The following is a 25,697-nucleotide window of genomic DNA, read 5'->3' as shown; positions in this document are numbered from 1 at the left end:
ACATCGTGGCAGACTCCGCTGAGCCCGTCGACTGGACATGCAGGAGGATTTACGACGTGAAGGCGGTTGTTCAGCGAGTCCTCACGGCCAACGTGGTCGTTGACGAAAAGGTTGTCGGCCACCTGGCCCGCCCGGGCCTCCTCGCGTACGTCGGCATCACCCACGACGACGACTCGGCGGACATCGCCTGGATGGCGCGCAAGCTGTGGGAGTTGCGCCTGCTCGACGACGAGCGGTCGGCCTCCGAGGTCGACGCGCCGATTCTCCTGGTCAGTCAATTCACCCTGTACGGCGACGTGCGCAAGGGCCGTCGGCCCACCTGGCAGGCAGCCGCCCCTCGCGAGGTCAGTGAGCCGACGTATGACGCACTCTGTGCAGAGCTGGCACGACTCGGCGCCCAGGTCGAGCGCGGCGTCTTCGGAGCCGACATGCGCGTGGAATCTGTCAACGACGGCCCGTTCACGGTGATCCTCGAAAGCCCCCGTCTGGACTGAGGCGTGCTCAGCCGGTGTACGTCAGGGCCCGATAGACGAGATATCCGGTCACCAGCAGCAGCACCAGCAGCCCGGCCCATTGGACAATTCTCTGCCGGCGCCGCTGGACCACCGGGTGGGCACTCTTGTGTTGCCGCCTGCGTGTGCCGACCATCTCGCTCATCTCCCCCGTGAGTAGCGAATGCCATCAGGAACCAGCGTGCGGGACGCCGGGGCCTCACCGCCTCTGTGGCGAGGTAAAACTTTCCCGACGTCCCGCAGTTTGTCACATGAGGTGAAGTGACGATCTCAGATGGCGACCGTCACCTCGGCGATAGAGCCGATCTGCGCGCGCACCTTCCGGTCGACGGTCTCGGCCTTCGGCGCCAGCGTACGCAGCGTCCACTCCCCGTCCTTGGCGAAGAAGCGGAAGTGGCCGGTCGCCGAGGTGGGGACCTCGGCGGTGAACTCACCGGTCCGGTCCAGCAGGCGCACGTAGGCGTTGCCGACCGGCTCACCCGCGCGCAGGACCTGGCCCTGGATCACCGCCTCCTTGGCGACGTTGACGCCGTCGAGCGACAGGCCGCCCTCGGTGGCTCCGCACATCTCAGGCCACCCCGGCGTCGTCGCCGAGGACCACGGGGACGCCGATCAGCGAGCCGTACTCGGTCCACGAGCCGTCGTAGTTCTTGGTGGACTTGTCGCCGAGCAGCTCGTGCAGCACGAACCAGGTGTGGCTGGAACGCTCGCCGATGCGGCAGTAGGCGATCGTCTCCTTGTCCCAGTCCACGCCGGCGTCGGTGTAGAGCTTGCGCAGCTCGTCGTCGGACTTGAAGGTGCCGTCGTCGTTGGCCGCCTTGCTCCACGGCACGTTGGCCGCGGTCGGGATGTGCCCGGCACGCTGGGCCTGCTCCTGCGGGAGGTGCGCCGGCGCCAGCAGGCGACCGGCGTACTCGTCGGGGCTGCGGACGTCGACCAGGTTCTTCACGCCGATCGCCTCGACGACCTCGTCGCGGAACGCGCGGATGGAGGTGTCCTGCTCCTGCGCGGTGTAGGTGGTGGCCTCACGCGTGGGGATGGCGTCGACCAGCTCGCGGCTGTCGAGCTCCCACTTCTTGCGCCCGCCGTCGAGCAGCCGGACGTCCTGGTGGCCGTAGAGCTTGAAGTACCAGTAGGCGTAGGCCGCGAACCAATTGTTGTTGCCGCCGTAGAGCACGACGGTGTGGTCGTTGCTCACGCCGTTCTTGCCCAGCAGGGCCTCGAACTGCTGCTTGTTGACGGCGTCACGACGCACCTGGTCCTGCAGGTCGGTGGTCCAGTCGAACTTGATCGCGCCACGGATGTGGCCCTTGTCGTAGGAGGTGGTGTCCTCGTCGACCTCGATCAGGACGACGTCGGGGTTGTCGAGGTTGTCCTCGACCCACTGGGCGGTGACGAGAGCGGTCTCGCGGCTCATGGGAATGCCTTTCGATTGATGACGACTGGGGTGGGGCGAAGGTCAGTGGATGGAGGACTCGAGGAAGAGCTGCCGGGCGGTCGCGGTGCGCGGAAGGGCCCGACGCGCCAGCAGGTAGAGCTCGCAGCCGAGGCAGAACGCGAAGACCGCGTTGAGCAGGGCGGCGACCAGCGCGAACCCGGTGGCGACCGCCCCGAGCAGCTCGAGGCCGCCGAGGTAGCCGACCAGCGCGACCAGCGCGAAGGTCAGGCCCACGGCCTGGGCGAAGCGCGGCGGCGCGGCGTCCTCGAGCTCGCTCGGGGCGCTCAGCCGGGGCCGGATCAGAGTGCGGAACAGCCAGGACAGCGGCGTGCGCTGCACCCCCAGGCCCACACCGACCGCGAAGAGGGCCGCCTGGGCGGCGAGCAGCCCGATCCCGAGGGGACCCGGCGCCGTCAACAGGACGACGGCCAGGACGACCGCGGTGACGGCGGCGCTGAACTGGGGACCACGAGGGTCGATCTGCGAGCTCACGGCTACTCCTGGGAGATGTCTCGATGTCCGGGGGGCCACACGGGCACAGCATCGGGACGCCGCGACGCTCCAGACAGGCGTCAGCCTGCGGTCACGCGCATAGGGAGAGACGTCCCGTCAGGACATTCGACACAGCGACGAGCGCACGAGGCAGTGATCCACTGCGCGGCGCTTGGTCAGCATGGTCGAGGACATGTTGAGAACAGTAAGCCGTCCCGGCGACACCCGGAAACGCGGGTCTCACGATGCGGTCATGCCGTCCACGTTTCGAGACGCAGGTCCGCGGGTCACTTCGCCATCGGGGTCCGCAGGCCGTGTGCGCGAGCCACGTCGTGCGCCTCGGGATAGCCCGCGTCCACGTGGCGCAGCACCCCCGAGGCGGGGTCGTTGGCCAGCACCCGGGCGAGCTTCTGCGCGGCCAGCGGCGTCCCGTCCGCGACGCTGACCTGGCCGGCGTGGATCGAGCGGCCGATGCCGACGCCGCCGCCGTGGTGGATCGAGACCCAGGTGGCGCCCGAGGCGGTGTTGAGCATCGCGTTCAGCAGCGGCCAATCGGCGATCGCGTCGGAGCCGTCCCGCATCGACTCGGTCTCCCGATACGGCGAGGCCACCGACCCGGAGTCGAGGTGGTCGCGCCCGATCACGACGGGGGCGGAGAGCTCGCCCGAGGCGACCATCTCGTTGAACCGCAGCCCGGCCCGGTCGCGCTCGCCGTGTCCCAGCCAGCAGATCCGCGCGGGCAGCCCCTGGAAGGCGACCCGCTCCCGCGCGCCGCGGATCCACTTCTGCAGCCGGTCGTCGTCGCCGAAGAGGTCCAGCACCGCGCGATCGGTGGCATGAATGTCGGCTGGGTCACCCGACAACGCAGCCCACCGGAACGGCCCCCGGCCCGCGCAGAACAGCGGCCGGATGTAGGCCGGCACGAAGCCGGGGAAGTCGAAGGCCCGCTCGAAGCCGCCGAGCTGTGCCTCGCTGCGCAGCGAGTTGCCGTAGTCGAAGACCTCGGCGCCCGCGTCCAGGAAGCCCACCATCGCCTCCACGTGACAGGCCATCGCCTGCCGGGCGCGGACGGTGAAGTCGGCCGGGTCCGCGGCGGCGCGCTGGCTCCAGTCCTCGAGGCCGACGCCGAGCGGCAGGTAGGAGAGCGGGTCGTGCGCGGAGGTCTGGTCGGTGACGACGTCGACCTCCACCCCGCGGCGCAGCAGCTCGGGGAAGACCTCCGCACAGTTGCCGACCAACCCGATGGAGTGCGCCCGGCGCTCCCGCTTGGCGGCCAGCGCCTTCGTCACGGCGTCGTCGAGGTCGCCGGCGACCTCGGCGAGGTAGCGGTCGCGGACCCGGCGCGCGAGCCGGGCCGGGTCCACGTCGACGACGAGGCAGACACCGTCGTTCATGGTGACCGCGAGCGGTTGCGCGCCACCCATCCCGCCGCAGCCGCCGGTCAGCGTGAGGGTGCCGGCCAAGGTGCCCCCGAAGCGCTTGTCGGCCACCGCGGCGAAGGTCTCGTAGGTGCCCTGCACGATCCCCTGGGTGCCGATGTAGATCCACGACCCGGCGGTCATCTGGCCGTACATGGTCAGGCCGAGCTGCTCCAGGCGGCGGAACTCCGGCCAGGTGGCCCAGTCGCCGACCAGGTTGGAGTTAGCGAGGATCACCCGCGGCGCCCACTCGTGGGTGCGCAGCACGCCGACCGGGCGGCCCGACTGCACGAGCATCGTCTCGTCGCCCTCGAGGGTGGTGAGGGTGCGGACCAGCGCGTCGAAGCTGGCCCAGTCCCGGGCGGCGCGGCCGGTCCCGCCGTACACGACCAGGTCGTCGGGGCGCTCGGCCACCTCGGGGTCGAGGTTGTTCATCAGCATCCGCAGCGGTGCCTCGGTCTGCCAGCTCCGGGCGGTGAGGGTGGTGCCGCGTGGGGCGCGGACCGGACGGGATCCCTGCATCGCGGCCTCCTGGTGGCCGCCACGGCGGTCGCGGGCGCCCGGCCCCATCTCACTCCCCCGGCGGCGCCGCGCGCCAGAGGTGATGCGGGGTCAGTCCTGGTTGAGCGTGTTGGCCAGCGTGGACAGCACCGCGTCCTTGCGCGGCGCCCCGGCGGCGCGGGTGATCTCCTGGCCGTGCTCGTCGAGGATCAGCGTCGTCGGCGTGCGCAGGATGCCGAGCCGGCGGACCAGGTCGAGATGATGCTCGGCATCGACCTCGACGTGCGTCACGCCCGGGACGAGCTCGGCCACCTCGGCGAGCGTGCGACGGGTGACCCGGCACGGGGCGCAGAACGCCGAGGAGAACTGCAGCAGCGTGGCGCGCTCCCCGAGCTCGTGGGCGATGTCGGTGTGGGCGAGGACGTTGAGGTCCTGCTGCTCGGCGGGCGTGGGGATCTCCTCGGTGGTCTCGGCGGACGGCTGGTCCTCCGTCGCGCGGACGCGGTGGGTGCCGCGGAAGCGCCCGTCGGTGGCCGCGCGGTAGAGGCCGAACCCGACAGCCAGGACGACCGCGGCGATGAGGACCCAGGCTCCGGTGTTCACCTGGGCCTCAACGCGTCGACGGGGAGTGACATTCCGCCCCCGGCCAACGTCATCGCTCTGGAGCGGCTTGGCGGGCACGCCGACGACCGTCCTGCCAATCTCAACGCCGGCGATGCACCCATTTGCTGGAGTTGCTCAGCCAATTCAGCTCGACTCGTCACCTTGGGGGTGGCCACCCGTTACACCACTGACGCAGCCGCAAAGCGCGGATGCATTAGACATGGGGGACCTAGTGAAGTTCGAACTACGCTCCAAGAAGATGACCCCTGCCATCGCGGTCGTGTCGTCGGCGCTCATCCTGGTAACACTAGGCGGTGTCGGAGGCGCGACAGCAGCGAACCTGATCAGCTCGAAGCAGATCAAGGACAACACCATTCAGTCGAGAGACGTGAAGGATGGCGGGCTCGACCTGAAGGACCTCAACGCCGCGACGCGAAACAAGGTCGGGCGTCCAGGGCCCGCCGGCGCTGCCGGGCCCGCCGGCGCTGCTGGGCCCGCCGGGGCAACCGGGCAGCAGGGCGAACCAGGCCGTCAGGGACCGGCTGGCGTTCCAGGGCCTCAAGGTCCTGCTGGAGTCCAGGGTGCTCGCGGCACCGATGGGCTGAACGGCGTCTCCAACTACTCTCTCGCCACGTCATCCGTTGCCACCTTGGGCACGCTCCCGCAGGATCGCTTCGCCCAGGTGACCGCCGCTTGCCCCCTAGGGACCGTGGCTTTGGGTGGCGGCTATGAACTGCAGGGCGCTGTCGGCGGTCTCCACGTGATGACATCGCGCCCCACGAACGGTGGATACACCGTGACCGCCATCAACGATGGCAGCAGCACTGGAAGCGTTCAGGCCTGGGCCACCTGCGCCACGGCGCGCTGAAACGCTACTCCTTGAGCCCCGCCCGCAGCCGCCGCACCTCGTCCTCCAGCGCCAGCACCCGGGCGATGCCGGCGAGGTTCAGGCCCTCGTCGAGCAGCTCGCGGATCCGGTGCAGCCGCCGGACGTCGGCGCGACTGTAGAGGCGGGTGCCGCCCGGCGTACGGGCCGGCTCGAGGAGACCGCGGCGCTCGTAGACGCGCAGGTTCTGCACCTGCATCGAGACCATCTCGGCCGCGACCGAGATCGCGAAGACTCCACGCGTCTCCTCCGGCATCCGCAACTCCTCGGGTTTGGGGTCTTGATTCCAGGCTACTCCTTGGGTTATAAGAAACCTGTATCGCCGATTACAGATCGGCGGTGACCCAGAAGACAAGTGATCCGTGATCCGAAGACAGGGAGGATGACATGTTGCTCCGCACTGCCGACCCGTTCCGCGACCTCGACCGCCTCACCCAGCAGATGTTGGGCACCACCAACCGGCCGGCCGTCATGGCGATGGACGCCTGGCGTGAGGGCGACCGCTTCGTCATCGAGTTCGACCTGCCCGGCGTCTCCCCCGAGAGCATCGACCTCGACGTCGAGCGCAACGTGCTGACCGTCCGCGCCGAGCGCGTGGGCCGCAACGGGGACTGGGAGATGCTCGCCAGCGAGCGCCCGCGCGGCGCGTTCAGCCGCCAGCTCGTCCTCGGCGACAACCTCGACCTCGAGCGCATCGAGGCGTCCTACGACGCCGGCGTGCTGCGCCTGCTGGTGCCGGTCGCCGAGCGCGCGAAGCCGCGCAAGATCCAGATCTCGCACCCCGGCCCCGACGCGGAGCTGAGCGAGTCCGACAAGCACGAGGCCATCACCGGCTCCGTCCAGTCCTGATCGCCGGCGAGCCGCCCGAGCCCCGTTACGCACGTGGGCCGGGCGGCTCCGTCGTACTCAGAGGCTCCTCGCCGGACGGCTCAGCCGCCGGCGAAGGGCGGCAGGAACTCCACCGTGGCCCCCGGGGCGACCATCACCTGGTCGGGGTCCTCGGCCGAGGCAGGGCGGTCACCGATCAGCACCGAGCAGATCTGCACCACGTCTCCCAGACGGGTGCCGGGGTGCAGCCGCACCGCTCGCGCCATCAGGTCGCTGAGCGTGATCGCCGCCTCGACGGGGATCTCGTCGTGGTCCACTCCGGCCGCCGCCTTGGCGCCGGCCCAGTAGCGGACCAGGATGACGTCCGTCTCAATTCGGTGTGACTGCCCCGTTTCTTGGCTCATGCTCGGTATTCTCTCCCAACCCCCGAGGCACGCATGCAACGGCGCAGACCGGTCCTCGTCAACCGGGAGGAGTCAGCTTGAGCAATCTGCTGTTACTCACCAGCGCCCTTCAGCCGTCAGTCGAGGTCCTGCCCGGGCTCTCCCTGCTGGCCCACACCGTCAAGGTCCTGCCCGCCGAGGGCAGCGCCCTGCTCGAGGCACCCGACGCGGACCTGCTCCTCGTCGATGGCCGCCAGGAGCTGGCCCATGCCCGCGACCTGTGCCGGCTGATCCGCACCACCGGCTCCGACGCGCCCGTCATCCTGATCCTCACCGAGGGCGGCCTGTCGGTGGCCACCGCCGACTGGGGCATGGACGACGTCGTCCTCGGCACCTGCGGGCCCGCCGAGCTCGAGGCCCGGATCAAGCTCGCCATCGGCCGACTCGCCGCCCAGCGCGTCGCCGACGACCCCGAGTCCCACGTGATCCGCACCGGCGAGGTGGTCGTCGACGACGCCACCTACACCGCCAAGCTCGGGGGACGGCCCCTCGACCTGACCTTCAAGGAGTTCGAGCTCCTGAAGTTCCTGGCCCAGCACCCCGGGCGCGTCTTCAGCCGCCAGCAGCTGCTCCAGGAGGTCTGGGGCTACGACTACTTCGGCGGCACCCGCACCGTCGACGTCCACGTGCGCCGGCTGCGCGCCAAGCTCGGCCCCGAGCACGAGACGCTGATCGGCACCGTGCGCAACGTCGGCTACCGCTTCGTGCTGCCCAGCAAGGAGAAGACCGAGACGCCGCCCGCCGTCCCGGCCGCCGCGCCCGCGGACCCCGCACCGGAGACGGCGTCGGAGAAGGTCGACAGCTGACCGCGTGCTGACCTGGGACCGCCGGGCCGTCACGCTCGTGTCGGCGCTCTACGGCGCTGCGCTGCTGTTCATCCTGTTCCACCCCTCCGCGCAGGTGCCGAGCTCCACCGTCGCGGGCGTCGCCGACGTGCTGCAGCGGCTGGGGGTCCCGGCCACCCTCGCCTCCGGGGGGCGGGTGGAGTTCGGCCTCAACGTGGTGATGCTGGTGCCGCTCGCGGTGCTCGGCTCCTACTTCCTGCCCCGCTCGGACTGGCGCGACTGGGTCGCCTACGGGTTCGTGCTGTCCTGCTCGGTGGAGCTGGCCCAGGGGCTGTTCCTCGGCGGCCGCTCGGCGACGTTCAGCGACGTGGTGGCCAACACCCTCGGCGCCGGGATCGGGGCGCTGGCGACGGCCTGGCTGCGCTCGCGCGCCACCTCGGACTGAGCGCTCAGCCCAGCTTGGGGCGCACGTGCAGCCCGACCTCGGGGTCGACCAGGACCTCCTGGCTGGCCACGATCCCGTCCGCGAGCAGCGTCTCGTCGAGCGACACGTTGCGCTTGACCAGCGCCAGCGCGATCGGGCCGAGCTCGTGGTGGCGCGCCGACGAGCCGACGAACCCGACCACCTTCTCCCCCAGCCGCAGCTCGGCGCCCGGCGCGGGCAGCCGGTTCTCGGTGCCGTCCAGGTGCAGCAGCGTCAGCCGGCGCGGCGGCCGACCCAGGGTGTGCACCCGGGCCACCGTCTCCTGACCGCGGTAGCAGCCCTTGTCCAGGTGCACCGCGCTGCCGATCCAGCCGACCTCGTTGGGGATCGTGCGGTGGTCGGTGTCGATGCCCAGGCGGGGCTCGCCGTGCTCGATGCGCAGCGCCTCGAAGGCCCACATCCCGCACGCCGGGCCGGCCGCGGCGGCGTACGTCTCGAGCTGGGAGCGGGGGATCAGGCTGTGGTGTGCGTAGAAGGAGGAGGGGTCGGCACTCGGCTGCGCGGCCGGGTCGGCCGAGGCGGGACGCCAGGTGACGGCCAGCTCGTCGGTGACGTCGGCGATCTCGACGCGCATCATGAACTTCATCCGCTCCAGGAACGCGATCAGCGGCCGCCCCTGGCCCGGCTCGGTGTGCGCGGTGAACGACGTGCCGTCGTCGACGCCGTAGAAGGCGTGCTCGACGTGCCCGTTCGGGCTCAGGATCAGCGCAGCGGTCCACACCCCCGGCTGCAGGTCGGTGAGGAACTGCGTGCTCAGCGAGTGCAGCCAGGTCAGCCGGTCCGGGCCGGTCAGGCGCAGCACGTCGCGGTGCGAGAGGTCCACGAAGCCCTCACCGGCGGCCAGCGAGCGCTGCTCGGTGTTGAACGAGCCGTAGTGCGCCGCGACCGGGGCGTCGATGCCGTCGCCGGCCACCGCGCCCGGCAGCGACAGCAGCGGGCTGGGTGGACGCGGGCTGGTCGCGGGGGTCTCGGCGGGCGGGGTCACGGCGGGTGGGGCGGGGTGCTCGGTGCTCACGACTCCAGTCCACCACGCGCCGCCAACACGCTCCTTCTAGGGTTGCGCCATGGAGCACGACACCCTCGAGTCCGACGTCCTCGTCCGGCTCGGCGCGATCGCCGCCGACGCCACCCGCGCCGACGGCGCCACCCCGCTCGACGAGGGCACCTGGCTGGCGCTGCACCACCGCCCGGCCCACGAGATCGGGTGGTGGCTGGCCGAGGACGGGTTCGCGCTGCTGATCGACGGCGAGCTGAGCCTGGTGGTCCGCCCCGAGGTGCGCGGGCAGGGGCTCGGCCGCGGGTTGCTCGAGGAGGTGCTCGCGGTCTCCGAGGGCGAGACGCTGCGCGCCTGGTCGCACGCCGACCACCCCGGCGCGCGGGCGCTGGCCGCGGCGTACGGCTTCGCGCGGGTGCGCGACCTGTGGGTGATGCGCCGCCCCGCCGCCCTCGACCTGCCCGAGCCGACGCCGCCGGCCGGCGTCACCGTGCGCGCCTACCTGCCCGGCGACCAGGCCGAGCTGCTGCGCGTGAACGCGGCCGCGTTCGCCGCCCACCCCGAGCAGGGCGCGATGGACGCGGCCAACCTCGCCGCCCGGATGAGCGAGGAGTGGTTCGACCCGGCCGGGCTGCTGGTGGCGATGGACGGCCCCCGGATGCTCGGCTTCCACTGGACCAAGGTGCACCCGCGCACCGGCGAGGAGCCGCTGGTCGGCGAGGTGTACGTCGTGGGGATCGACCCCGCGGCCCAGGGGCGCGGCCTGGGCAAGCTGCTCACCCTGGCCGGCCTGCGCCACCTCGCGCAGCAGGGGGTGGCCGAGGTGATCCTCTACGTCGAGTCCGACAACGCGCCCGCGATCGCGGTCTACCAGGGGCTCGGGTTCACCCACGCCGCCGCGGACACCCACGTGATGTACCGCCGCTGACGCCCCGGGCGCCGGTGCGCCGGTCTCAGGTGCCGATCAGCTCGGCGCGCAGCCAGGGGCCGAGCACGCGCATGTAGGCGCCGGTGATGTGCAGCATGTCGAAGCGCACGGTCATCCCGAGGCTGAAGATCGGGCAGCGGTCCTGCACGCAGAACCACGGCCGGGTGTCGACGTAGCGCGCCCCGGTGGCCCGCGCCGCGGCCATCTCCGCGGCCTGCTTCCACAGCCACTGATCGGAGATCCCCGTCTCGCAGTCGCGTGGCGTGCTCTTCAGCGTCACGCAGTCTGCGGGCGCGGTGCCGGCCGGGTTGGGGGCCAGCACCACGACCTCCGCGCCGCCGCGGCCCAGCTCCTTGAGGGCGCGCCGCATCCCGCGCTCCCACTCGCTGACCGCCTGCTGCCCGCTGGCGCCGCTGGCCAGCCGGAGGATGCCGAGCTCGGTGTCGGAGGCGATCACCAGGTCCGGGTCCAGCGCGGCCACCTGCGCATAGACGGCGTCGTGCTGCTGCCCGCACGGGTGCGCCGGGTCCAGCGCCACGTCGGTGACGATCTCCACGTCGGCGACCGGGCAGTTCGAGACCCCGACCGCGTGGATGCGGTAGCCCTGCGACTCCAGCGCCTCGCGCACCGCAGGCACCCACGACACCGCCACCGAGTCGCCCACCACGACCGCCGTCCGCGGCGCCGACTCCGCGCCGTACAGGCAGTCGGTGGGGGTGCCCAGCACGGGGGGGTTCAGGCAGCCCGCCGGCGGCTCCATCTCCGGGGTGATGCCGGCCTCGTAGTCGCCCAGCGCCGGGGTGAGCTCGGGGAACCGCTCGGCGGCCAGCGCCTCGCGCAGCCCGTCGGTGAGCTCCGACAGCGGCGGCGGGCCGCCGTCGGCGTCGACCGTGAGCGGCAGGCCGGGGGCCGCCGTGGGGGTGGGCGGCGCGGTCGACGGCACCAGCAGGAGGGCCACCGCGCAGGCCGTCGCGGCGGCGATCGCCCCCAGCGCGGCGCCCTGCAGCCGGTGCCGCGCCGTACGCCGCACCGCCGCCGGGTCGCGGCGCAGGAACGGCCGCTCCACCAGGTGGTACGACGCGACCGACGCGGCCAGGGTGACGCCGAGGGCGGCCATCCGCTGGCCCCAGCCGTCGGCGGGCAGGTCCGCCGGGAGCAGCGCCGGCAGCAGCACGATCACCGGCCAGTGCCACAGGTACAGGGAGAAGGAGAGATCGCCGAGGTAGGTGAGCGGCCGCTGCCGCAGCACCCAGGTGGCGCCGAGCCGGTCCGCGCGCGGCGAGCCGGAGTCGGGGCCGGAGGGGCCGGTGCCGGCCGCGATCAGCAGCGCGGCGGCCAGCACCGGCAGCGCCCCCGCGGGCGCCGGGAACGCGGACTCGCCGGTGACCGCGACCGCGGAGACGGCCAGGCCGGCCAGACCGGTCAGCGCGAGGGTGGTGCGCGCCCCGGCGCCCAGCCCGGTCAGCCGCCCGGCCCCGACCGCGAGGAGGGCGCCGACGCCCAGCTCCCAGCCGCGGGTCAGCGTGGAGAAGTACGCGATCGTCGGGTCGGTGTGCGACTGGTACAGCGCCCAGCCGAACGACGCGGCGACCACCGCCAGCGCGACCGCGCCGACCGCACGCGCCGGCGTCAGCCAGCCCCGCCCGGCCCGGGCGAGACGACCGGCCAGCGCCAGCGCGGCGATCACCAGCAGCGGCCAGACGAGGTAGAACTGCTCCTCGACCGCCAGCGACCAGTAGTGGCGCAACGGCGAGTCGGGCAGCGACGAGGCGAAGTAGTCGGTGCCGACCTCGGCGAAGTGCCAGTTGGCGGCGAACCCCGCCGCCCACAGCGCGTCGCCGGCCACCCGCTCGGCCCGGTCGGCGACCAGCAGTACCACCGAGGCCAGCACGGTCACCGCGAGCACCAGCGAGGCGGCCGGCAGGATCCGCCGCGCCCGGCGCACGTAGAACCCGCGCAGCGAGACCCCGGAGCCGCCGGCCTCGCGCAGCAGCAGCCCGGTGATCAGGAACCCCGAGATCACGAAGAAGACGTCCACCCCGACGAAGCCGCCCGCCGGGCGCCCGGTCAGGTGGTGGGCGATCACCAGCAGCACGGCCAGGGCCCGCAGCCCCTGGATGTCGGCGCGCCGATCGGGGCCGCCCGGACGGGACGGCGGGGGGCTCGGGGACGGGTCGCGGGGCAGCATCGGCGGTAAGCCTGCCATGTGCAAGTGACACGCGCGGCCGACGGGAGAACCACGGAACGCCCAAAGAAAATGTCAGCGCGCGTCGGAAGCAGCACACTGGGACCGCGGCTGACTCCTCGGGGGGAGCCGGTCGGGCGCGAGGCGGGGCCAGTGGCCAGCCGCTTCGGCAGCGGATGAAGGGCGGGGTGGCAATGGATTGCCGCAAATGCTTCCAGGAGCTCGAGGTGTGTCCGGAGTGTCGGGGCACGCCCCCGGCGGGGCGCACGTGCGCGACGTGCATGAACACCGGCGCCGTCTGCCCGCAGCACGGCCCGTTCCACGGGAACCGCTGAGCCGGACCGGGGCCCGCTCACCTGCTCAGCTCACGCTGCGCCACCTGGTCGAGCACCGCGCGGGCGATCGCCTCCGCGCCCTGCCGGGTGGGATGGATGCCGTCCTGGGAGAGCCCGTCGCGCCAGGCGTCCTCGGCGACCGCCTCGCGGGTCGCCATCAGGAACGGCACGTCGAGCTCGGCGGCCAGCAGCGCCTGCGCCACCACCATCGGGGCCACCGGCTCGCCGCCGGGCAGCACCACCGCCGGCGGCGCGACGATCCACACCTTGAGACCGTCGGCCTGCGCGCGCTCCACCATCGCGCGCAGCGCGTCGAGGGAGTCGTGCAGGTCCACGTCCCTGCGGACGTCGTTGGTGCCGCCGGAGATCACCACGGCGCGGGGCTCGCGGGCGAGCACGTCGCGGTCGAAGCGCTCCTCCATCTGCACCAGCGTCTGACCGGAGACGGCGACGTTGGCGGCGAAGCGCCACGGCGTGCGGTCGTCGGTCACCACGTAGCGCACCCAGGAGCGCTCGGAGGGCACGGACTCGAAGGTGTCGGTGCCGCCCTGGGTGATCGAGTCGCCCATGAACACCGTGTCGACGCCGTGCCGGCTGAGCTCGACGTCGTGGGTGGCCTGCACGGCCGCGACGGCGCCCACGACGAGCAGGACCACCGCGGCGGCGGCGGCGCCCGCCCGGCGCCGGGTCCGGAAGATCCTCACGAGAAACCCCACCCCCTCGTGCTCCGCATTATGCCGAGCACCGCGGCTCAGGGGTGAAGAGCCGCCCGCAGCCGCCCGGCGATCTGCTGCACCGCGGCGCGCGAGGTCCGCCCCGCGCCGACCACGTTGAGGAACCCGTGGATCTGGTCGCCGAAGCGCTCCAGCTCCACCTCCACCCCGGCGTCGGCGAGCTTGCGGGCGTAGGCCTCGCCCTCGTCGCGCAGCGGGTCGAAGCCGGCCGTGGCGACGTACGCCGGGGCCAGCCCGGCGGGGATCTCGGCCAGCAGCGGGGAGGCGCGCCAGTCGGTGTGCGTGGCGGCGTCGGGCAGGTAATGGGCCATCGCCAGGTCCATGAACACCTCGGTGAGGAAGAACCCCTCGCGGAACATCTGCCGGCTCGCCGTGCCGCCGCGCGCGTCGGTGGCGGGGTAGATCAGCAGCTGGAACGCCAGCGGCAGCCCCTCGGCCGCGGCGCTGAGCGCGACCGTCGCGGACAGGCAGCCGCCCGCGGAGTCACCACCGACGGCGATCCGGTCCACGTCCAGGTCGTCGGCGTGCGCCACCACCCAGCGGTACGCCGCCAGGCAGTCCTCGAAGGCGGCCGGGAAGGGGTCCTCGGGGGCCAGCCGGTAGTCGACGGAGAGCACCCGCACCCCCGACTCCTCGGCCAGGAATCGGCAGGCGGCGTCGTGGGAGTCCAGGTCCCCGAAGATCCAGCCACCGCCGTGGAAGAAGACCAGCAGCGGCCGCTTCGGCCCGCCGCGCCGTTTGCCGCCGGCGAGCGCGGTCGGCACGTAGAGGCGCGCCGCCAGCCCGGCGACGGTGACCTCCTCGGTGCGCCCGATCGGCTGCCGGCCGCCGGCCAGGCCGCTCTGGTGCAGGATGCCGGCGCGGCCGTCGCGGACCGGGAGCGTCTCCACGGCCGGGATCCGGGCCACCCGCTGCAGGCGCAGCATCAGCTGGGTGTCCACCGCCAGCAGCTGACCGTCGCGGAGCACCGGCTTGCCGGCCAGCCGCCGCTGCACCCGCTCGGGCAGGTTCATCGCCGCGGTGAACAGCGCCCGCTCGGCGCCGGCGTGGACCCGCCTCGCCCCTGCCTTGGCCCGCGTCCTGATCCGCCCCGTCGACCGCTCTCCCCGTGTCATGGGCGCGAACCTACCGGCGCCGCTAGGGTCGCGTGCTGTGACTTCGCGCACCTGGACCCTCGTCGTCGCCCTCGGCCTCGTGGGGCAGCTGGCGTGGACGGTCGAGAACATGTACCTCAACGTCTTCGTGTACGAGACGATCACCGACGACCCCACCGTGATCGCGGTGCTGGTGGCGGCGAGCGCGCTCACCGCGACGCTGGCCACGCTGCTGGTCGGCGCCTGGTCGGACCGGGTCGGCTCGCGGCGGGCGTTCATCGCCGGCGGGTACGTCGCCTGGGGGCTCACCACCGCCGCGTTCGGGTTCCTCAGCGCCGACGCGGTCGCCGCGTGGGCGCCGGTCGGCGACGCGGTGGCGCTGGCCGTGGCCGCCGTCATCGTCGTGGACTGCGTGATGTCGTTCCTGGGCGCCGGCGCCAACGACGCGTCGTACCAGGCCTGGGTCACCGACATCACCACCCCGGCCGTGCGCGGTCGCGTCGAGGCGGCGCTGGCACCGCTCGCGCTGGTCGCGATGCTGATCGTCTTCGGCGGCTTCGACTCGCTGACCCGGGCCGGGCGGTGGGAGCTGTTCTTCGCGCTGATCGGCGGGCTGGTCGTGCTCGCCGGGATCGTCGCCTGGTTCACCGTGCGCGACGCGCCGACGCTGACCCGCTCGCCGGACGGCTACCTGCGCTCGGTGCTGCACAGCCTGCGCCCGGCCGCCGCGCGGGCCAACCCGGCGCTCTACCTGGCGCTGGCGGTCTGGGCGGTGTGGGGCGTCGCCACCCAGGTCTACCTGCCGTTCCTGATCATCTACCTGCAGAAGACGCTGCTGATCGAGGGCTACGCGCTGGTGCTCGCGGTCGTGCTCGTCGGCGCCACCCTCGCCAGCGTGCTCGGCGGACGGCTGATCGACCGGGTCGGCAAGCTGAACGCGCTGCTCCCCGCCGCCGGCGTGTACGGCGTCGGCCTGGTGCTGATGTACCTGGCCCGGGGGACCTGGCCGGTGATCGGGGCGGGACTCGTCATGATGAGCGGCATGATGCTGCTCGTCGCCACCGTCGGCGCCCTCGTCCGCGACGCCACCCCACCGGAGCGGGCCGGGCAGGTGCAGGGGCTGCGGATGATCTTCGCGGTGCTGGCGCCGATGGCGATCGGCCCGTTCCTCGGCGCGGCCGTGATCAGCGGGTCGGGGCGCACCTACACCGACCTCGGCGTCACCAAGCAGGTGCCGACGCCCGGCATCTTCCTGGCCGCGCTGGCCGTGCTCGCGCTGGTCTGGGTGCCGACCTGGTTCCTGCGCCGGCTGCCCGTGGCCGAGCGCGCGGAGGTGGCGGCGTGAGCGCGACTGCTCCGATGATGACGCGGTGGGGGCGCGAGCTGGACGCCGACCGGCCGCTGCCGGAGTACCCGCGCCCGCAGCTGGTGCGGGAGCGCTGGCTCAATCTGAACGGGCGCTGGGACCACGCGATCGTGCCCGGCGCCGGCCCCGCCGCCCTGGGCGGCCCCGGGCCCGCGTCGTACGACGGGGAGATCGTGGTGCCGTTCTCCCCCGAGGCGCCGCTGTCCGGCGTCGGCCGGACGCTCGGCGCCGACGAGACGCTCTGGTACCGCCGCGTGGTCACGCTGCCGGCGGAGCTGGCGCCCGAGCCCGGCGAGCGGGTGCTGCTGCACTTCGGGGCCGTCGACCAGGTCTGCCGGGTCTTCCTGGACTCAGTCGAGGTGGGCGGGCACGACGGCGGCTACCTGCCGTTCACCCTGGACGTGACCGGCTCGTTCGCGGGGGCGGACGGTGTGGCGGGCGGTGTGGAGCTGCGGGTCGCGGTCCAGGACGAGACCGACGCCGGGCACCGCTCCCGCGGCAAGCAGCGCACCAAGCGCGGCGGCATCTGGTACTCCCCCTTCTCCGGCATCTGGCAGACCGTCTGGCTCGAGGTCGTCCCCGCGACGTACGTCGAGCGGCTGGTGCTGGTGCCCGACCTGGCCACCTCCTCGCTCGAGGTGACCGTGCACGCGGGCGGGGACGGCGGCGACGCCGAGCCCGCTGGTGATCTCGCTGGTGGTCTGGCTGCCGAGGTCGAGGTGCTCGCGGACGGCGAGGTCGTCGCGCGCGCCACCGCCCCGGTCGGCTCGCCGGTCTCGCTGCCGGTGCCCGACCCGCGGCTGTGGAGCCCCGAGGACCCGTTCCTCTACGACGTGCGGGTGCGCCTCGGCGAGGACCGGGTCACCTCCTATCAGGGGATGCGCTCCTTCGGCGTCGCGCTGGACGACACCGGGACCCCGCGGCTGCTGCTCAACGGGCGGCCCTACTTCCAGGCCGGCGTGCTCGACCAGGGGTACTGGCCCGACGGGCTGTGCACCGCGCCGTCGGACGAGGCGATGGTCTTCGACATCGAGACCATGAAGCGCCTGGGCTTCACGATGCTGCGCAAGCACATCAAGATCGAGCCGCTGCGCTGGTACGCGCATTGCGACCGGCTCGGGATGATCGTCTGGCAGGACATGGTCAACGGCGGCGGCCGCTACCGCCCGGCCGTGGTCACGCTGCCTGCGGTCGCGCCGGGGGTGCGAATGCGCGACACCGGGCCGCGCAGGCACCGGCGCTTCGGCCGCGAGGACGCCGAGGGGCGCGCGTCGTACGAGAGGGAGGCGCGCGCGACCGTCGAGCACCTGCGCAACGTGACCTCGCTGGCGGTATGGGTGCCGTTCAACGAGGGATGGGGGCAGTTCGACGCCGCCCGGATCGCCGCCGAGGTCGCCGAGCTCGACCCGACCCGCAGCGTCGACCACGCCAGCGGCTGGCACGACCAGGACGGCGGGCACCTGCTCAGCCTGCACGTGTACTTCCGGCGCTTCCGGATCCCGCCGATGGTGCGCCACCGGCTCGAGCCGCGCGCGCTGGTGCTCTCCGAGTACGGCGGCTACGGGCTGGCCGTGGCGGGGCACACCTGGGGCGCGAAGACGTTCGGCTACCGCCGGTTCCGCTCCACGAAGGCACTCGCCCGCGTCTTCACCTCGCTGCACCGCCGCCAACTGGCCCCCACCGTGCCCGTCGGCCTCTCCGCCACCGTCTACACCCAGCTCAGCGACGTAGAGGACGAGATCAACGGCCTCCTCACCTACGACCGCGAGATCCTCAAGCTGGACGAACAAACAACCCGCCCAGCCCTAACCCCCCTCCAGCACCCACCCGCCGCGACCTCGCACCCCCCGGACGCCGAGTCGGCGTGAACTCGCGCTCGAGCGGCGCCGAGTCGGCGTGAACTCGACTGGCACCCTGTCCCCCATGCGTTTCCTCTCCGGGCTGCTGATCGCCCTCGGCGCGTTCGCCGGCACCATCGCGCTCGCCGCCCATGTCGCCAACCAGACCGTGCTGGACCCCGACCGCCCCGGGACGCTGCTGGTCGCCGCGCTGGAGACCCAGGAGCTCGACGACCAGGTGATCTCCGCCATCGAGCGCCACACCGGCCCGCTCACCGCCCAGCAGCGTGAACGGATCACCGCCGTCGCCGGCGACGAGCGGGTCCGCGACGCCGCCGAGCAGGTCCGCATCGACGCCGACGGCCGCCTCGATCTCGAGCCGCTGACGACCTCCCTGGCCGGCCAGCTGGAGAGCAACGGCCGAGACGGGCTCGCCGAACGACTGCGCACCCTCGACACCGAGCGGTACGTCGCGCTGCCGCCCGAGCTGAACGCTCAGTACGCCGACGCGCGCGACGTCGGGGAGTGGACCTTCAACGCCGCCGTCCTCGTCGCGCTCGCGTCGTTCGTGCTGGGCTTCCTGTGCGCTCCGTCCAAGCGTCAGGCCGCCCGTTCCATCGGTTTCGCGCTGGTCGGCACCGTCGTGCTCACCGTGCTGGGCTACCTGCTGCTCCCTCATCTCCTGCGCAGCGTCGACAACGCGTACCTCGACGCCGCCGCCACCGCCGCCCTCTCCTTGCAGGCCGACATCGTGGGCCCGCTGATGCCCGTGCTCCTCGCCGCCCTCGCGCTCGTCCTCGCGTCGTACCTCATCCCGAGACGCAGCTGACCGCGAGCTCACGCCGACTCGACGCCCTCCGAACGCGAGTTCACGCCGACTCGGCGGGGTGGGAGTGTGAGTTTGTGCCTGCTCGGGCGGGTTTCTTCTTCGCCCGGCGGTGCCACACTCGAAGAATGAGCCGCGACACCAACGCCCTCCCCGCCCACGTCGGTGGGCTGCTCGACGAGGGGGCGACCGACTACAGCGCAGCCGGGATCGAGCCCGACCCCTTCGACATCGAGCCGCCGTACGTCCCCGGCCCGGAGGAGCTGGCGTCGCTGGAGCAGTTCCACGACCGGTTCCTCGACCGCGAGGTGTCGTGGCTGCACTTCAACGAGCGGGTCCTCGAGCTCGCCGAGGACGACTCGCTGCCGCTGCTCGAGCGGGTCCGGTTCCTGGCCATCTTCGCCAGCAACCTCGACGAGTTCTTCATGGTCCGCGTCGCCGGCCTCAAGCGCCGGATCGCCGCCGGTGTCGCGGTCCGCGCGGCCAGCGGGCTGCTGCCGCGCGAGGTGCTGCGCCGCATCTCCGCGATCACCGCCGACCTGAGCCGGCGCCACGCCCTGCTGTTCCGCGAGAAGATCATCCCCGCGCTCCAGGAGCACGGCATCGAGCTGGTCCGCTGGGCCGACCTGACCCGCGAGGAGCAGAAGGACTGCAAGAAGCTCTTCAAGGAGCGGATCTTCCCGGTCCTCACCCCGCTCGCCGTCGACCCCGCGCACCCGTTCCCCTACATCTCCGGGCTCTCGCTCAACCTGGCGGTGGTGGTGCGCAACCCCGAGACCGGCAAGGAGCACTTCGCCCGGGTCAAGGTGCCGCCGATCTTCGACCGGTTCATCTCCGTGGGCAACCAGCGCTTCGTGCCGCTCGAGGACGTCATCCGCGAGCACCTCAGGCGGCTCTTCCCCGGCATGGAGGTGCTCCAGGTGCACAGCTTCCGGGTCACCCGCAACGAGGATCTGGAGGTCGAGGAGGACGACGCCGAGAACCTGCTGGCCGCCCTGGAGAAGGAGCTGCTGCGCCGCAAGTTCGGTCCCCCGGTGCGCCTGGAGGTCGAGGACGACATCGACGCGTCGGTGCTGCACCTGTTGATCACCGAGCTCGGCGTGCAGCGCGACGAGGTCTACCGCCTGGCCGGCCCGCTCGACCTGCGGGGGCTCCACGACATCGCCGACCTGCCCCGCGAGGACCTCAAGTACGACGCCTTCGTGCCCACCACGCACCCGCTGCTCGCCGAGGTGGAGTCGGCCTCCCCCGTCGACGTCTTCAAGGCGACCCGGCGCCGCGACATCCTGCTGCACCACCCCTACGACTCGTTCGCGACGTCGGTGCAGCGCTTCGTCGAGCAGGCCGCCGCCGACCCGCACGTGCTGGCGATCAAGCAGACGCTCTACCGCACCTCGGGCGACTCGCCGATCATCGACGCCCTGGTCGACGCCGCCGAGGCCGGCAAGCAGGTGCTGGTGATCGTCGAGATCAAGGCGCGCTTCGACGAGCAGGCCAACATCCGCTGGGCCCGCAAGCTCGAGCACGCCGGCTGCCACGTCGTCTACGGCCTGGTCGGGCTCAAGACCCACTGCAAGCTGTCGATGGTGGTGCGCGACGAGCCCGACGGCATCCGGCGCTACACCCACATCGGCACCGGCAACTACAACCCCAAGACCGCCCGGCTCTACGAGGACCTCGGCCTGCTCACCGCCGACGAGGCGATCGGCGAGGACGTCGCCCACCTCTTCAACAACCTCAGCGGCTACTCCCGCAACGCCGAGTACGCCGAGCTCCTGGTCGCCCCGGACTCGGTGCGCGCGGGCCTGGTCCGCCAGATCCACGAGGCGATCGTCCACCACCGCGAGGGCCGGCCCTCGCGGATCCGGCTCAAGGCGAACTCGGTGGTCGACGAGAAGGTCATCGACGCGCTTTACCTCGCCTCCCAGGAGGGGGTGTGCGTCCAGCTCCTGGTCCGCGGCATCTGCGCGCTGCGCCCCGGCGTACCCGGACTCTCGGAGAACATCGAGGTCCGCTCGATCCTGGGCCGCTTCCTGGAGCACAGCCGGGTCTTCTACTTCGAGAACGGCGGGGACCCGATGGCGTGGATCGGCTCGGCCGACATGATGCACCGCAACCTGGACCGTCGCGTCGAGGTCCTGGTGCGGGTCCCCGACCAGCGCAATGTGGCCCACCTCGGCGAGATGCTGGACCTGGCCTTCGACGACGGCACCGACGCGTGGCTGCTCGACAGCGCCGGCGCGTGGCAGCGCAACGAGGGCCGCTGTCACCTTCAGGACGAGCTCATCCGGCGCCAGCGCCGCAGAAGGGGTTGAGCGTCACACGACCCTGAGTTGCGTGGGCTGACTGCGGACCCCCTAGCATGATCGACGTTCAGATCCTCCTCATCAGGAGTTCGACGTGGGTTTTCGTTTTCGTCCGGTCGACGGGTCCTTCTATGACCTGTTCACCGAGTCCGCACAACACCTCGTCACCGGAGCCGGCTTGCTTGCCGAGATGCTCGGCGACGGTGTCGACCGAGAGGACGTCGCGCGCCGCATGCGCGACGCCGAGCACGCCGCCGACGAGACGACGCACGCCATCATCCGCCGGGTCAACACCACGTTCGTGACGCCGTTCGACCGCGAGGACATCTACGCGCTCGCCTCGGGCCTCGACGACGTCATGGACGAGATGGACGAGGCGGTCGACCTGATCCTCCTCTACGAGGTCCAGGAGTTGATGCCGGAGTTCTCGACGCTCGTCGAGGTACTCCAGCGCTGCGCCGAGCTGACCGCGGAGTCCATGCCGCGCCTGCAGGCGATGAAGGGTCTCGAGGAGTACTGGATCGAGATCAACCGCCTCGAGAACACCGGCGACAAGACGCACCGTCGCACGCTGGCGCGCCTGTTCTCGGGGGACTTCAAGTCGCTCGAGGTGCTCAAGCTCAAGGACATCGTCGAGTCGCTCGAGTCGGCCATCGACTGCTTCGAGACGGTGGCCAACACGGTGGAGCAGATCGCCGTCAAGGAGTCCTGACCGGTGGAGCTCGCGATCATCATCGCGGTTGTCGTCGTTGCCCTCGTCTTCGACTACACCAACGGTTTCCACGATGCCGCCAACGCGATCGCCACCTCGGTGTCGACGCGGGCGCTCACTCCCCGCGTCGCACTCGCGATGGCTGCGGTGATGAACTTCATCGGCGCATTCCTCGGGCAGAAGGTCGCGCAGACCGTCAGTGAGGTCATCACACCGCCTACCGGCACCCATGGCCTGGTGATCGTGATGGCCGGCCTGATCGGCGCCATCACCTGGAACATGATCACCTGGTACTACGGGCTGCCGTCGTCGTCCTCGCACGCCCTGATCGGCGGCCTGGTCGGCTCGGCGCTCGCGGCCGGCACCTACGTGCACTGGACGAAGGTCATCGACAAGGTCGTCGTCCCGATGATCCTGTCGCCGGTCGTCGCCTTCACGCTCGGCTTCGCCGCGATGCTGGCGATCATGTGGCTGTTCCGCAAGGTGAACCCGCACCGGGTGAGCCGCGGGTTCCGGCTCGCGCAGACCGCCTCCGCGGCGGCGATGGCGCTGGGCCACGGCCTCCAGGACGCCCAGAAGACGATGGGCGTCATCTTCCTGGCGCTGCTCACCGGCGAGTACGTCAACCCCGGTGACCCCCTGCCGATCTGGGTGATCATGGCGGCCGCCGCCGCGATCTCGCTGGGCACCTGGTCGGGCGGCTGGCGGATCATGCGCACCCTCGGGCGCCGCATCATCCACCTCGACCCGCCGCGCGGCTTCGCCGCCGAGGGTGTCGCGGCGTCGGTCCTCTACTCCACGGCCTACGTCTTCGAGGCGCCGATCTCCACCACCCACACCATCACCTCCGCGGTGATGGGCGTCGGCGCGACCAAGCGGCTCTCCGCCGTGCGCTGGGGCGTGGCCAAGTCGATCCTGACCGCGTGGGTGCTGACCTTCCCGGCCGCCGGCGCGGTGGCTGCGGGCGCGTACTACGTCACGCACTTCTTCCTCGAGGTCATCTGACCCTGCTCGTCGGCGAAACGCCCAGTGCTCCCGAGTGGAGCGCTGGGCGTTTCGTCGTCGTGAGGGCAGCAGCGACCGTTCAGAAGGAAAACGCGAGCCCCCGAACGGGGCGCTGAGCGTGGCAGCGGCGGATCCGCCCTGCGTTTTCCTTCCGAACGGTCGCCCTCGAGCACCAAGGCCCCCGGACCTTGCATCTACCTTGAGGATTTCGTGAGGGACAACCACCGGATCGCTTGAGATCGGCGGAGCAGAGTAGTGCTCACACCGAGAACGACCGGCACACAAGCTGGTCACCCAAGCAAAGGAACCCAGTCATGAAGCTCGCAGCCTCCAAGGCCACCACCGCCAAGATCCTCGCCTCGGTCGTCCTCGTCGGTGGAGCCGCCAGCGTCGCCGGACTGGGCACCTTCGGTGCGTTCACCTCCACCACCACCGCCAACCAGGCCGTCAGCTCCGGCACCGTGACGATGGACCTCACCAAGCCTGGCCCCCAGGGCCTCGGAATCGCGGCGACCGGCATGGTCCCCGGTGACAGCATCCAGCGCGCGGTGACGCTGACCCGCACCGGCAGCGAGACCTTCGGCGGCGTCACGCTGACCACGACGTCGAACGGCACCATCCTCACCACCGGCAACGCCCACAGCATGACGCTCAGCGTCGACCTCTGCACCTCTGCGTGGGTGCTCAACGCCGCCACCAAGCAGCTCACCTGCACCGGCTCCACCTCGGCGCTGACCGGTTCGGTCATCGGCGCCAACCGTGCGCTGACCGGCGTCACCCAGGCCCTCAACGGCACCGGCAAGACCGCCCACCTCCGCGTGACGATGACGCTGCCGGGCGAGGCCGACAACGCCTTCCAGGACAAGAGCGACACCGTGAACTTCACGTTCGACGGCACGCAGCGCGCCGCCACCAACCTCTGATCCCGGTAGGGACCGTCCCCCGTGGGGGGTGGACGGCCCCTCCTGCTTGATCCAACCCGCCACCAGCCCGCCCGCCGACCACCGGAACTGAGAAGGAGCCCGAGATGACCAACGTCCTCCAGTTCCCCGGCACCCGCGGCCACGTGGTGACCACCCCCTCGCACCGCGCCGCCCCCGCCCGGTCCACGGGGTCGACCCTCGGGTCGACCCTCGGGTCGGTCCTGCGCAAGCTGGGCAAGCTGACGATCAACCTGCTGCTCGTCGCCTGCCTGATCACCTTCCTCGGTCTCGCCGTCGGCCCGCACCTGTTCGGGTACCGCACGATCACCATGCTGACCGGCAGCATGGCGCCGATGATCAACCCCGGCGACGTCGTCATCTCGGTGCCGCACGCCGCGGAGACCGTCGAGGTCGGGGACGTGGTCACCTACCACATCCCCGTCGAGGACCACCGGATCGAGACCCACCGGGTCACGAAGGTGATCGAGAAGAAGGACGGACGCATCGCGATCAAGACCAAGGGCGACGCCAACAACGGCGTCGACCCGTGGACCGCGATCCTCCAAGACGACGTCGTCTGGAAGACGGAGTACGTCGTGCCCGGTCTCGGCAAGGTCATCCGCGCACTGCGCACCCCCATCGTCCAGGACGTGGTGTTCTGGGGAGCCCTGGGCGCCCTGATCCTCCTGGGCCTCATCCTGATCTGGAAGCCTGCGAAGGCGGACGACGAGGAGAACGACGTGTCCGCTGCGGTGCCCCTCCACCCCAACACCCTGGACGACGCCGCGCTGCAGCGCCTGGCCATCGACGTCGACGACGAGGAGTTCGTCGCGGTCTTCGCCCACCGCTACCAGGAGATGCTCCCCCAGCGGCTGGACCGGATCACGGCCGCCCTGGCCGCCGACGACCTGGACGGAGCCCTCGAGGCCTCGCTCAGCCTGAAGGTCTCCTCGAGCACCGTCGGCACCCGCGAGCTGCAGGGCCTGGCCGAGGTCATCGAGCTCAACGTCCGCCGCCAGGACGTGACCGCGGCACGTGCCATCGCCGAGGAGCTGCCCCAGGCCGTGGCCCGCGCCGACGAGGCCCTCGCGACGTACCTCGCGGATCACCAGAGCGCCTGATCCGCCCCCTCGATCCGCACCCGGACCGGGCCAGCACGCACCACGCTGGCCCGGTCCTCGCCTATTCGGGCACGCCGGCTGGGCGGCGTTGAGGCTGGGCGCGGGCTCCTTGCAGCTTCCTTGAGGGTTTCCTGCACAGCAGCCGCAGCCGGACTTGAGGTGCATGGAGCAGAGTTCTGGTCATAACAGAACGACCGACCCACCCGCGGTTGGTCCCCACCAGAAGGAATAAGTCCGATGCTGAAGACCGCCACCTCCAAGGCCACCACCATCAAGATCCTCGCCTCCACCGTGCTCGTCGGTGGCGCGATCAGCGTTGCCGGACTGGGCACCTTCGGTGCGTTCACGTCCACCACGACCGCGGCCCAGGCCGTCGACTCCGGCACGATCACGCTCAGCATGAACGGCGTCGAGGAGGGGACCGAGAACCTGGGCGCCATCGGCGGGATGGTTCCCGGCGACTCGTTCCAGCGCAAGGTCAACCTGGCCCGGGGCGCCGACGACGAGAAGTTCGGCTCGCTCGACATCAAGACCACGGCCACCTCGACCAAGGGCGCCGGCGCGGACCTGGTCAAGCAGCTGCAGGCCAGCGTCCGGACCTGCAGCGTCCCGTGGGTGCTCGAGAACAAGACCCTGCGGTGCGGCACGACGGCAGCCCCCGGGACCGTCACCGAGATCCTCAAGGACCAGGATGTCTTCAAGGGGATCACCCTCCCCGGCACCATGCTCGAGGCGAGCCTCAACGGCTCCAGCCGTCAGCTGAACCTCGGCGTGACGTTCACCTTCCTGAGCACCGGCAACGACGTCGCGGACAACAAGCTTCAGAACGCGGCCGCCAACCTGAGCTTCGACTTCGTCGCCCACCAGCGCACCGGCACGAACCTCTGACCGGTCCCACCGGAACCACAGACGAGCCCGCCCTCCTCGAGGGCGGGCTCGT

The 25,697-nt window shown here is 71.6% G+C and carries 27 protein-coding genes; 15 read left to right on the top strand and 12 right to left on the bottom strand.

What is annotated here, in order from left to right:
- Nucleotides 1-56 precede the first annotated feature (56 nt).
- Complete coding sequence (dtd, locus tag AC6EH9_RS19015; protein ID WP_498425247.1) at nucleotides 57-494, top strand: D-aminoacyl-tRNA deacylase; 438 nt, start codon at nucleotides 57-59, stop codon at nucleotides 492-494.
- A 7-nt stretch (nucleotides 495-501) separates the two neighbouring features.
- Here the strand turns inward: dtd and AC6EH9_RS19010 are convergent, their stop codons facing one another.
- The 6 genes from AC6EH9_RS19010 to AC6EH9_RS18985 all read right to left on the bottom strand — a co-directional run bounded on the left by AC6EH9_RS19010 (nucleotide 502) and on the right by AC6EH9_RS18985 (nucleotide 4,964).
- On the bottom strand, nucleotides 502-657 hold the full coding sequence (locus AC6EH9_RS19010; protein WP_498425246.1) for a hypothetical protein: 156 nt from the start codon (nucleotides 655-657) through the stop codon (nucleotides 502-504).
- Between the two features lie 125 nt (nucleotides 658-782).
- Complete coding sequence (locus AC6EH9_RS19005) at nucleotides 783-1,079, bottom strand: DUF1416 domain-containing protein (protein WP_498425245.1); 297 nt, start codon at nucleotides 1,077-1,079, stop codon at nucleotides 783-785.
- Between the two features lies 1 nt (nucleotide 1,080).
- Nucleotides 1,081-1,929 carry a sulfurtransferase gene (locus tag AC6EH9_RS19000; RefSeq protein ID WP_498425244.1) on the bottom strand — a complete coding sequence of 283 codons (849 nt, stop codon included), beginning with the start codon at nucleotides 1,927-1,929 and terminating at the stop codon, nucleotides 1,081-1,083.
- Nucleotides 1,930-1,971: 42 nt separating this feature from the next.
- Nucleotides 1,972-2,442, bottom strand: coding sequence for a DUF4395 domain-containing protein (locus AC6EH9_RS18995; RefSeq protein WP_498425243.1), 471 nt, complete (start codon nucleotides 2,440-2,442; stop codon nucleotides 1,972-1,974).
- A gap of 287 nt (nucleotides 2,443-2,729) precedes the next feature.
- A complete protein-coding gene (gene hutU / locus AC6EH9_RS18990) occupies nucleotides 2,730-4,382 on the bottom strand; it encodes a urocanate hydratase (protein WP_498425242.1) in 1,653 nt (550 codons plus the stop codon).
- Between the two features lie 90 nt (nucleotides 4,383-4,472).
- Nucleotides 4,473-4,964, bottom strand: a complete 492-nt coding sequence (locus tag AC6EH9_RS18985) for a thioredoxin family protein (protein ID WP_498425241.1) — start codon at nucleotides 4,962-4,964, stop codon at nucleotides 4,473-4,475.
- Nucleotides 4,965-5,196: 232 nt separating this feature from the next.
- Between AC6EH9_RS18985 and AC6EH9_RS18980 the strand changes: the two genes are divergently transcribed.
- Nucleotides 5,197-5,832, top strand: a complete 636-nt coding sequence (locus AC6EH9_RS18980; protein WP_498425240.1) for a collagen-like triple helix repeat-containing protein — start codon at nucleotides 5,197-5,199, stop codon at nucleotides 5,830-5,832.
- Nucleotides 5,833-5,836: 4 nt separating this feature from the next.
- Here the strand turns inward: AC6EH9_RS18980 and AC6EH9_RS18975 are convergent, their stop codons facing one another.
- Entirely contained in the window at nucleotides 5,837-6,106 is a 270-nt protein-coding gene (locus AC6EH9_RS18975) for a MerR family transcriptional regulator (protein WP_498425239.1), read from the bottom strand.
- Nucleotides 6,107-6,237: 131 nt separating this feature from the next.
- On the opposite strand from AC6EH9_RS18975, the gene AC6EH9_RS18970 reads away from it, so the two are divergent.
- Nucleotides 6,238-6,699 carry an Hsp20/alpha crystallin family protein gene (locus AC6EH9_RS18970; protein WP_498425238.1) on the top strand — a complete coding sequence of 154 codons (462 nt, stop codon included), beginning with the start codon at nucleotides 6,238-6,240 and terminating at the stop codon, nucleotides 6,697-6,699.
- Nucleotides 6,700-6,779: 80 nt separating this feature from the next.
- Here AC6EH9_RS18970 and AC6EH9_RS18965 read toward each other — a convergent pair whose 3' ends face one another.
- Entirely contained in the window at nucleotides 6,780-7,082 is a 303-nt protein-coding gene (locus AC6EH9_RS18965) for a MoaD/ThiS family protein (protein WP_498425237.1), read from the bottom strand.
- Between the two features lie 77 nt (nucleotides 7,083-7,159).
- Here AC6EH9_RS18965 and AC6EH9_RS18960 point away from each other — a divergent pair, with 77 nt between their 5' ends.
- Entirely contained in the window at nucleotides 7,160-7,927 is a 768-nt protein-coding gene (locus AC6EH9_RS18960) for a response regulator transcription factor (RefSeq protein ID WP_498425236.1), read from the top strand.
- 4 nt (nucleotides 7,928-7,931) lie between these two features.
- On the top strand, nucleotides 7,932-8,351 hold the full coding sequence (locus AC6EH9_RS18955; protein ID WP_498425235.1) for a VanZ family protein: 420 nt from the start codon (nucleotides 7,932-7,934) through the stop codon (nucleotides 8,349-8,351).
- 4 nt (nucleotides 8,352-8,355) lie between these two features.
- Here AC6EH9_RS18955 and ygfZ read toward each other — a convergent pair whose 3' ends face one another.
- Nucleotides 8,356-9,324, bottom strand: a complete 969-nt coding sequence (gene ygfZ, locus AC6EH9_RS18950) for a CAF17-like 4Fe-4S cluster assembly/insertion protein YgfZ (protein ID WP_498425254.1) — start codon at nucleotides 9,322-9,324, stop codon at nucleotides 8,356-8,358.
- A gap of 130 nt (nucleotides 9,325-9,454) precedes the next feature.
- On the opposite strand from ygfZ, the gene mshD reads away from it, so the two are divergent.
- On the top strand, nucleotides 9,455-10,312 hold the full coding sequence (gene mshD / locus AC6EH9_RS18945) for a mycothiol synthase (protein WP_498425234.1): 858 nt from the start codon (nucleotides 9,455-9,457) through the stop codon (nucleotides 10,310-10,312).
- A 25-nt stretch (nucleotides 10,313-10,337) separates the two neighbouring features.
- On the opposite strand, the gene AC6EH9_RS18940 is transcribed toward mshD, so the two are convergent.
- From AC6EH9_RS18940 to AC6EH9_RS18930, 3 genes are all read right to left on the bottom strand, one after another.
- Nucleotides 10,338-12,500, bottom strand: coding sequence for an acyltransferase family protein (locus AC6EH9_RS18940; protein WP_498425233.1), 2,163 nt, complete (start codon nucleotides 12,498-12,500; stop codon nucleotides 10,338-10,340).
- 349 nt (nucleotides 12,501-12,849) lie between these two features.
- A complete protein-coding gene (locus AC6EH9_RS18935) occupies nucleotides 12,850-13,536 on the bottom strand; it encodes an SGNH/GDSL hydrolase family protein (RefSeq protein ID WP_498425232.1) in 687 nt (228 codons plus the stop codon).
- Nucleotides 13,537-13,583: 47 nt separating this feature from the next.
- Nucleotides 13,584-14,681 (bottom strand): alpha/beta hydrolase, encoded by a 1,098-nt coding sequence (locus AC6EH9_RS18930; RefSeq protein WP_498425231.1) that lies wholly within the window; start codon nucleotides 14,679-14,681, stop codon nucleotides 13,584-13,586.
- 37 nt (nucleotides 14,682-14,718) lie between these two features.
- On the opposite strand from AC6EH9_RS18930, the gene AC6EH9_RS18925 reads away from it, so the two are divergent.
- From AC6EH9_RS18925 to AC6EH9_RS18885, 9 genes are all read left to right on the top strand, one after another.
- The gene (locus tag AC6EH9_RS18925) at nucleotides 14,719-16,005 is read left to right on the top strand and encodes an MFS transporter (RefSeq protein ID WP_498425230.1); all 1,287 of its coding nucleotides are present in this window, start codon (nucleotides 14,719-14,721) and stop codon (nucleotides 16,003-16,005) included.
- Complete coding sequence (locus tag AC6EH9_RS18920; protein WP_498425229.1) at nucleotides 16,002-17,894, top strand: glycoside hydrolase family 2 protein; 1,893 nt, start codon at nucleotides 16,002-16,004, stop codon at nucleotides 17,892-17,894. The genes AC6EH9_RS18925 and AC6EH9_RS18920 overlap by 4 nt, the downstream gene beginning before the upstream one ends.
- Before the next feature lie 55 nt (nucleotides 17,895-17,949).
- Nucleotides 17,950-18,693 (top strand): hypothetical protein, encoded by a 744-nt coding sequence (locus AC6EH9_RS18915; RefSeq protein WP_498425228.1) that lies wholly within the window; start codon nucleotides 17,950-17,952, stop codon nucleotides 18,691-18,693.
- Between the two features lie 125 nt (nucleotides 18,694-18,818).
- A complete protein-coding gene (locus AC6EH9_RS18910; RefSeq protein ID WP_498425227.1) occupies nucleotides 18,819-21,005 on the top strand; it encodes an RNA degradosome polyphosphate kinase in 2,187 nt (728 codons plus the stop codon).
- An 85-nt stretch (nucleotides 21,006-21,090) separates the two neighbouring features.
- Entirely contained in the window at nucleotides 21,091-21,708 is a 618-nt protein-coding gene (locus AC6EH9_RS18905) for a DUF47 domain-containing protein (protein WP_498425226.1), read from the top strand.
- Between the two features lie 3 nt (nucleotides 21,709-21,711).
- On the top strand, nucleotides 21,712-22,713 hold the full coding sequence (locus tag AC6EH9_RS18900) for an inorganic phosphate transporter (RefSeq protein ID WP_498425225.1): 1,002 nt from the start codon (nucleotides 21,712-21,714) through the stop codon (nucleotides 22,711-22,713).
- Nucleotides 22,714-23,027: 314 nt separating this feature from the next.
- Entirely contained in the window at nucleotides 23,028-23,636 is a 609-nt protein-coding gene (locus AC6EH9_RS18895) for a TasA family protein (protein ID WP_498425224.1), read from the top strand.
- Between the two features lie 104 nt (nucleotides 23,637-23,740).
- A complete protein-coding gene (locus AC6EH9_RS18890; protein ID WP_498425223.1) occupies nucleotides 23,741-24,757 on the top strand; it encodes a signal peptidase I in 1,017 nt (338 codons plus the stop codon).
- A gap of 237 nt (nucleotides 24,758-24,994) precedes the next feature.
- Nucleotides 24,995-25,645 (top strand): TasA family protein, encoded by a 651-nt coding sequence (locus AC6EH9_RS18885; protein ID WP_498425222.1) that lies wholly within the window; start codon nucleotides 24,995-24,997, stop codon nucleotides 25,643-25,645.
- The last annotated feature ends 52 nt before the right edge of the window (nucleotides 25,646-25,697 follow it).

It is taken from the genome of Nocardioides sp. Z21_20, assembly GCF_059766585.1.
Note: the sequence above shows the minus strand (reverse complement) of the source record. Positions and strands in the feature narration are given on the sequence as shown.

What these genes read in the sequence shown, in the direction of transcription:
- AC6EH9_RS18910 (WP_498425227.1), top strand. Translation starts at nt 18,819, where the DNA reads ATGAGCCGCGACACCAACGCCCTCCCCGCCCACGTCGGTGGGCTGCTC.
- AC6EH9_RS18940 (WP_498425233.1), bottom strand. Translation starts at nt 12,500, where the DNA reads ATGCTGCCCCGCGACCCGTCCCCGAGCCCCCCGCCGTCCCGTCCGGGC.
- mshD (WP_498425234.1), top strand. Translation starts at nt 9,455, where the DNA reads ATGGAGCACGACACCCTCGAGTCCGACGTCCTCGTCCGGCTCGGCGCG.
- AC6EH9_RS18885 (WP_498425222.1), top strand. Translation starts at nt 24,995, where the DNA reads ATGCTGAAGACCGCCACCTCCAAGGCCACCACCATCAAGATCCTCGCC.
- AC6EH9_RS19000 (WP_498425244.1), bottom strand. Translation starts at nt 1,929, where the DNA reads ATGAGCCGCGAGACCGCTCTCGTCACCGCCCAGTGGGTCGAGGACAAC.
- AC6EH9_RS19005 (WP_498425245.1), bottom strand. Translation starts at nt 1,079, where the DNA reads ATGTGCGGAGCCACCGAGGGCGGCCTGTCGCTCGACGGCGTCAACGTC.
- hutU (WP_498425242.1), bottom strand. Translation starts at nt 4,382, where the DNA reads ATGCAGGGATCCCGTCCGGTCCGCGCCCCACGCGGCACCACCCTCACC.
- AC6EH9_RS18965 (WP_498425237.1), bottom strand. Translation starts at nt 7,082, where the DNA reads ATGAGCCAAGAAACGGGGCAGTCACACCGAATTGAGACGGACGTCATC.
- AC6EH9_RS18930 (WP_498425231.1), bottom strand. Translation starts at nt 14,681, where the DNA reads ATGACACGGGGAGAGCGGTCGACGGGGCGGATCAGGACGCGGGCCAAG.
- AC6EH9_RS19010 (WP_498425246.1), bottom strand. Translation starts at nt 657, where the DNA reads ATGAGCGAGATGGTCGGCACACGCAGGCGGCAACACAAGAGTGCCCAC.
- AC6EH9_RS18890 (WP_498425223.1), top strand. Translation starts at nt 23,741, where the DNA reads ATGACCAACGTCCTCCAGTTCCCCGGCACCCGCGGCCACGTGGTGACC.
- AC6EH9_RS18970 (WP_498425238.1), top strand. Translation starts at nt 6,238, where the DNA reads ATGTTGCTCCGCACTGCCGACCCGTTCCGCGACCTCGACCGCCTCACC.
- AC6EH9_RS18975 (WP_498425239.1), bottom strand. Translation starts at nt 6,106, where the DNA reads ATGCCGGAGGAGACGCGTGGAGTCTTCGCGATCTCGGTCGCGGCCGAG.
- AC6EH9_RS18915 (WP_498425228.1), top strand. Translation starts at nt 17,950, where the DNA reads ATGCGTTTCCTCTCCGGGCTGCTGATCGCCCTCGGCGCGTTCGCCGGC.
- AC6EH9_RS18895 (WP_498425224.1), top strand. Translation starts at nt 23,028, where the DNA reads ATGAAGCTCGCAGCCTCCAAGGCCACCACCGCCAAGATCCTCGCCTCG.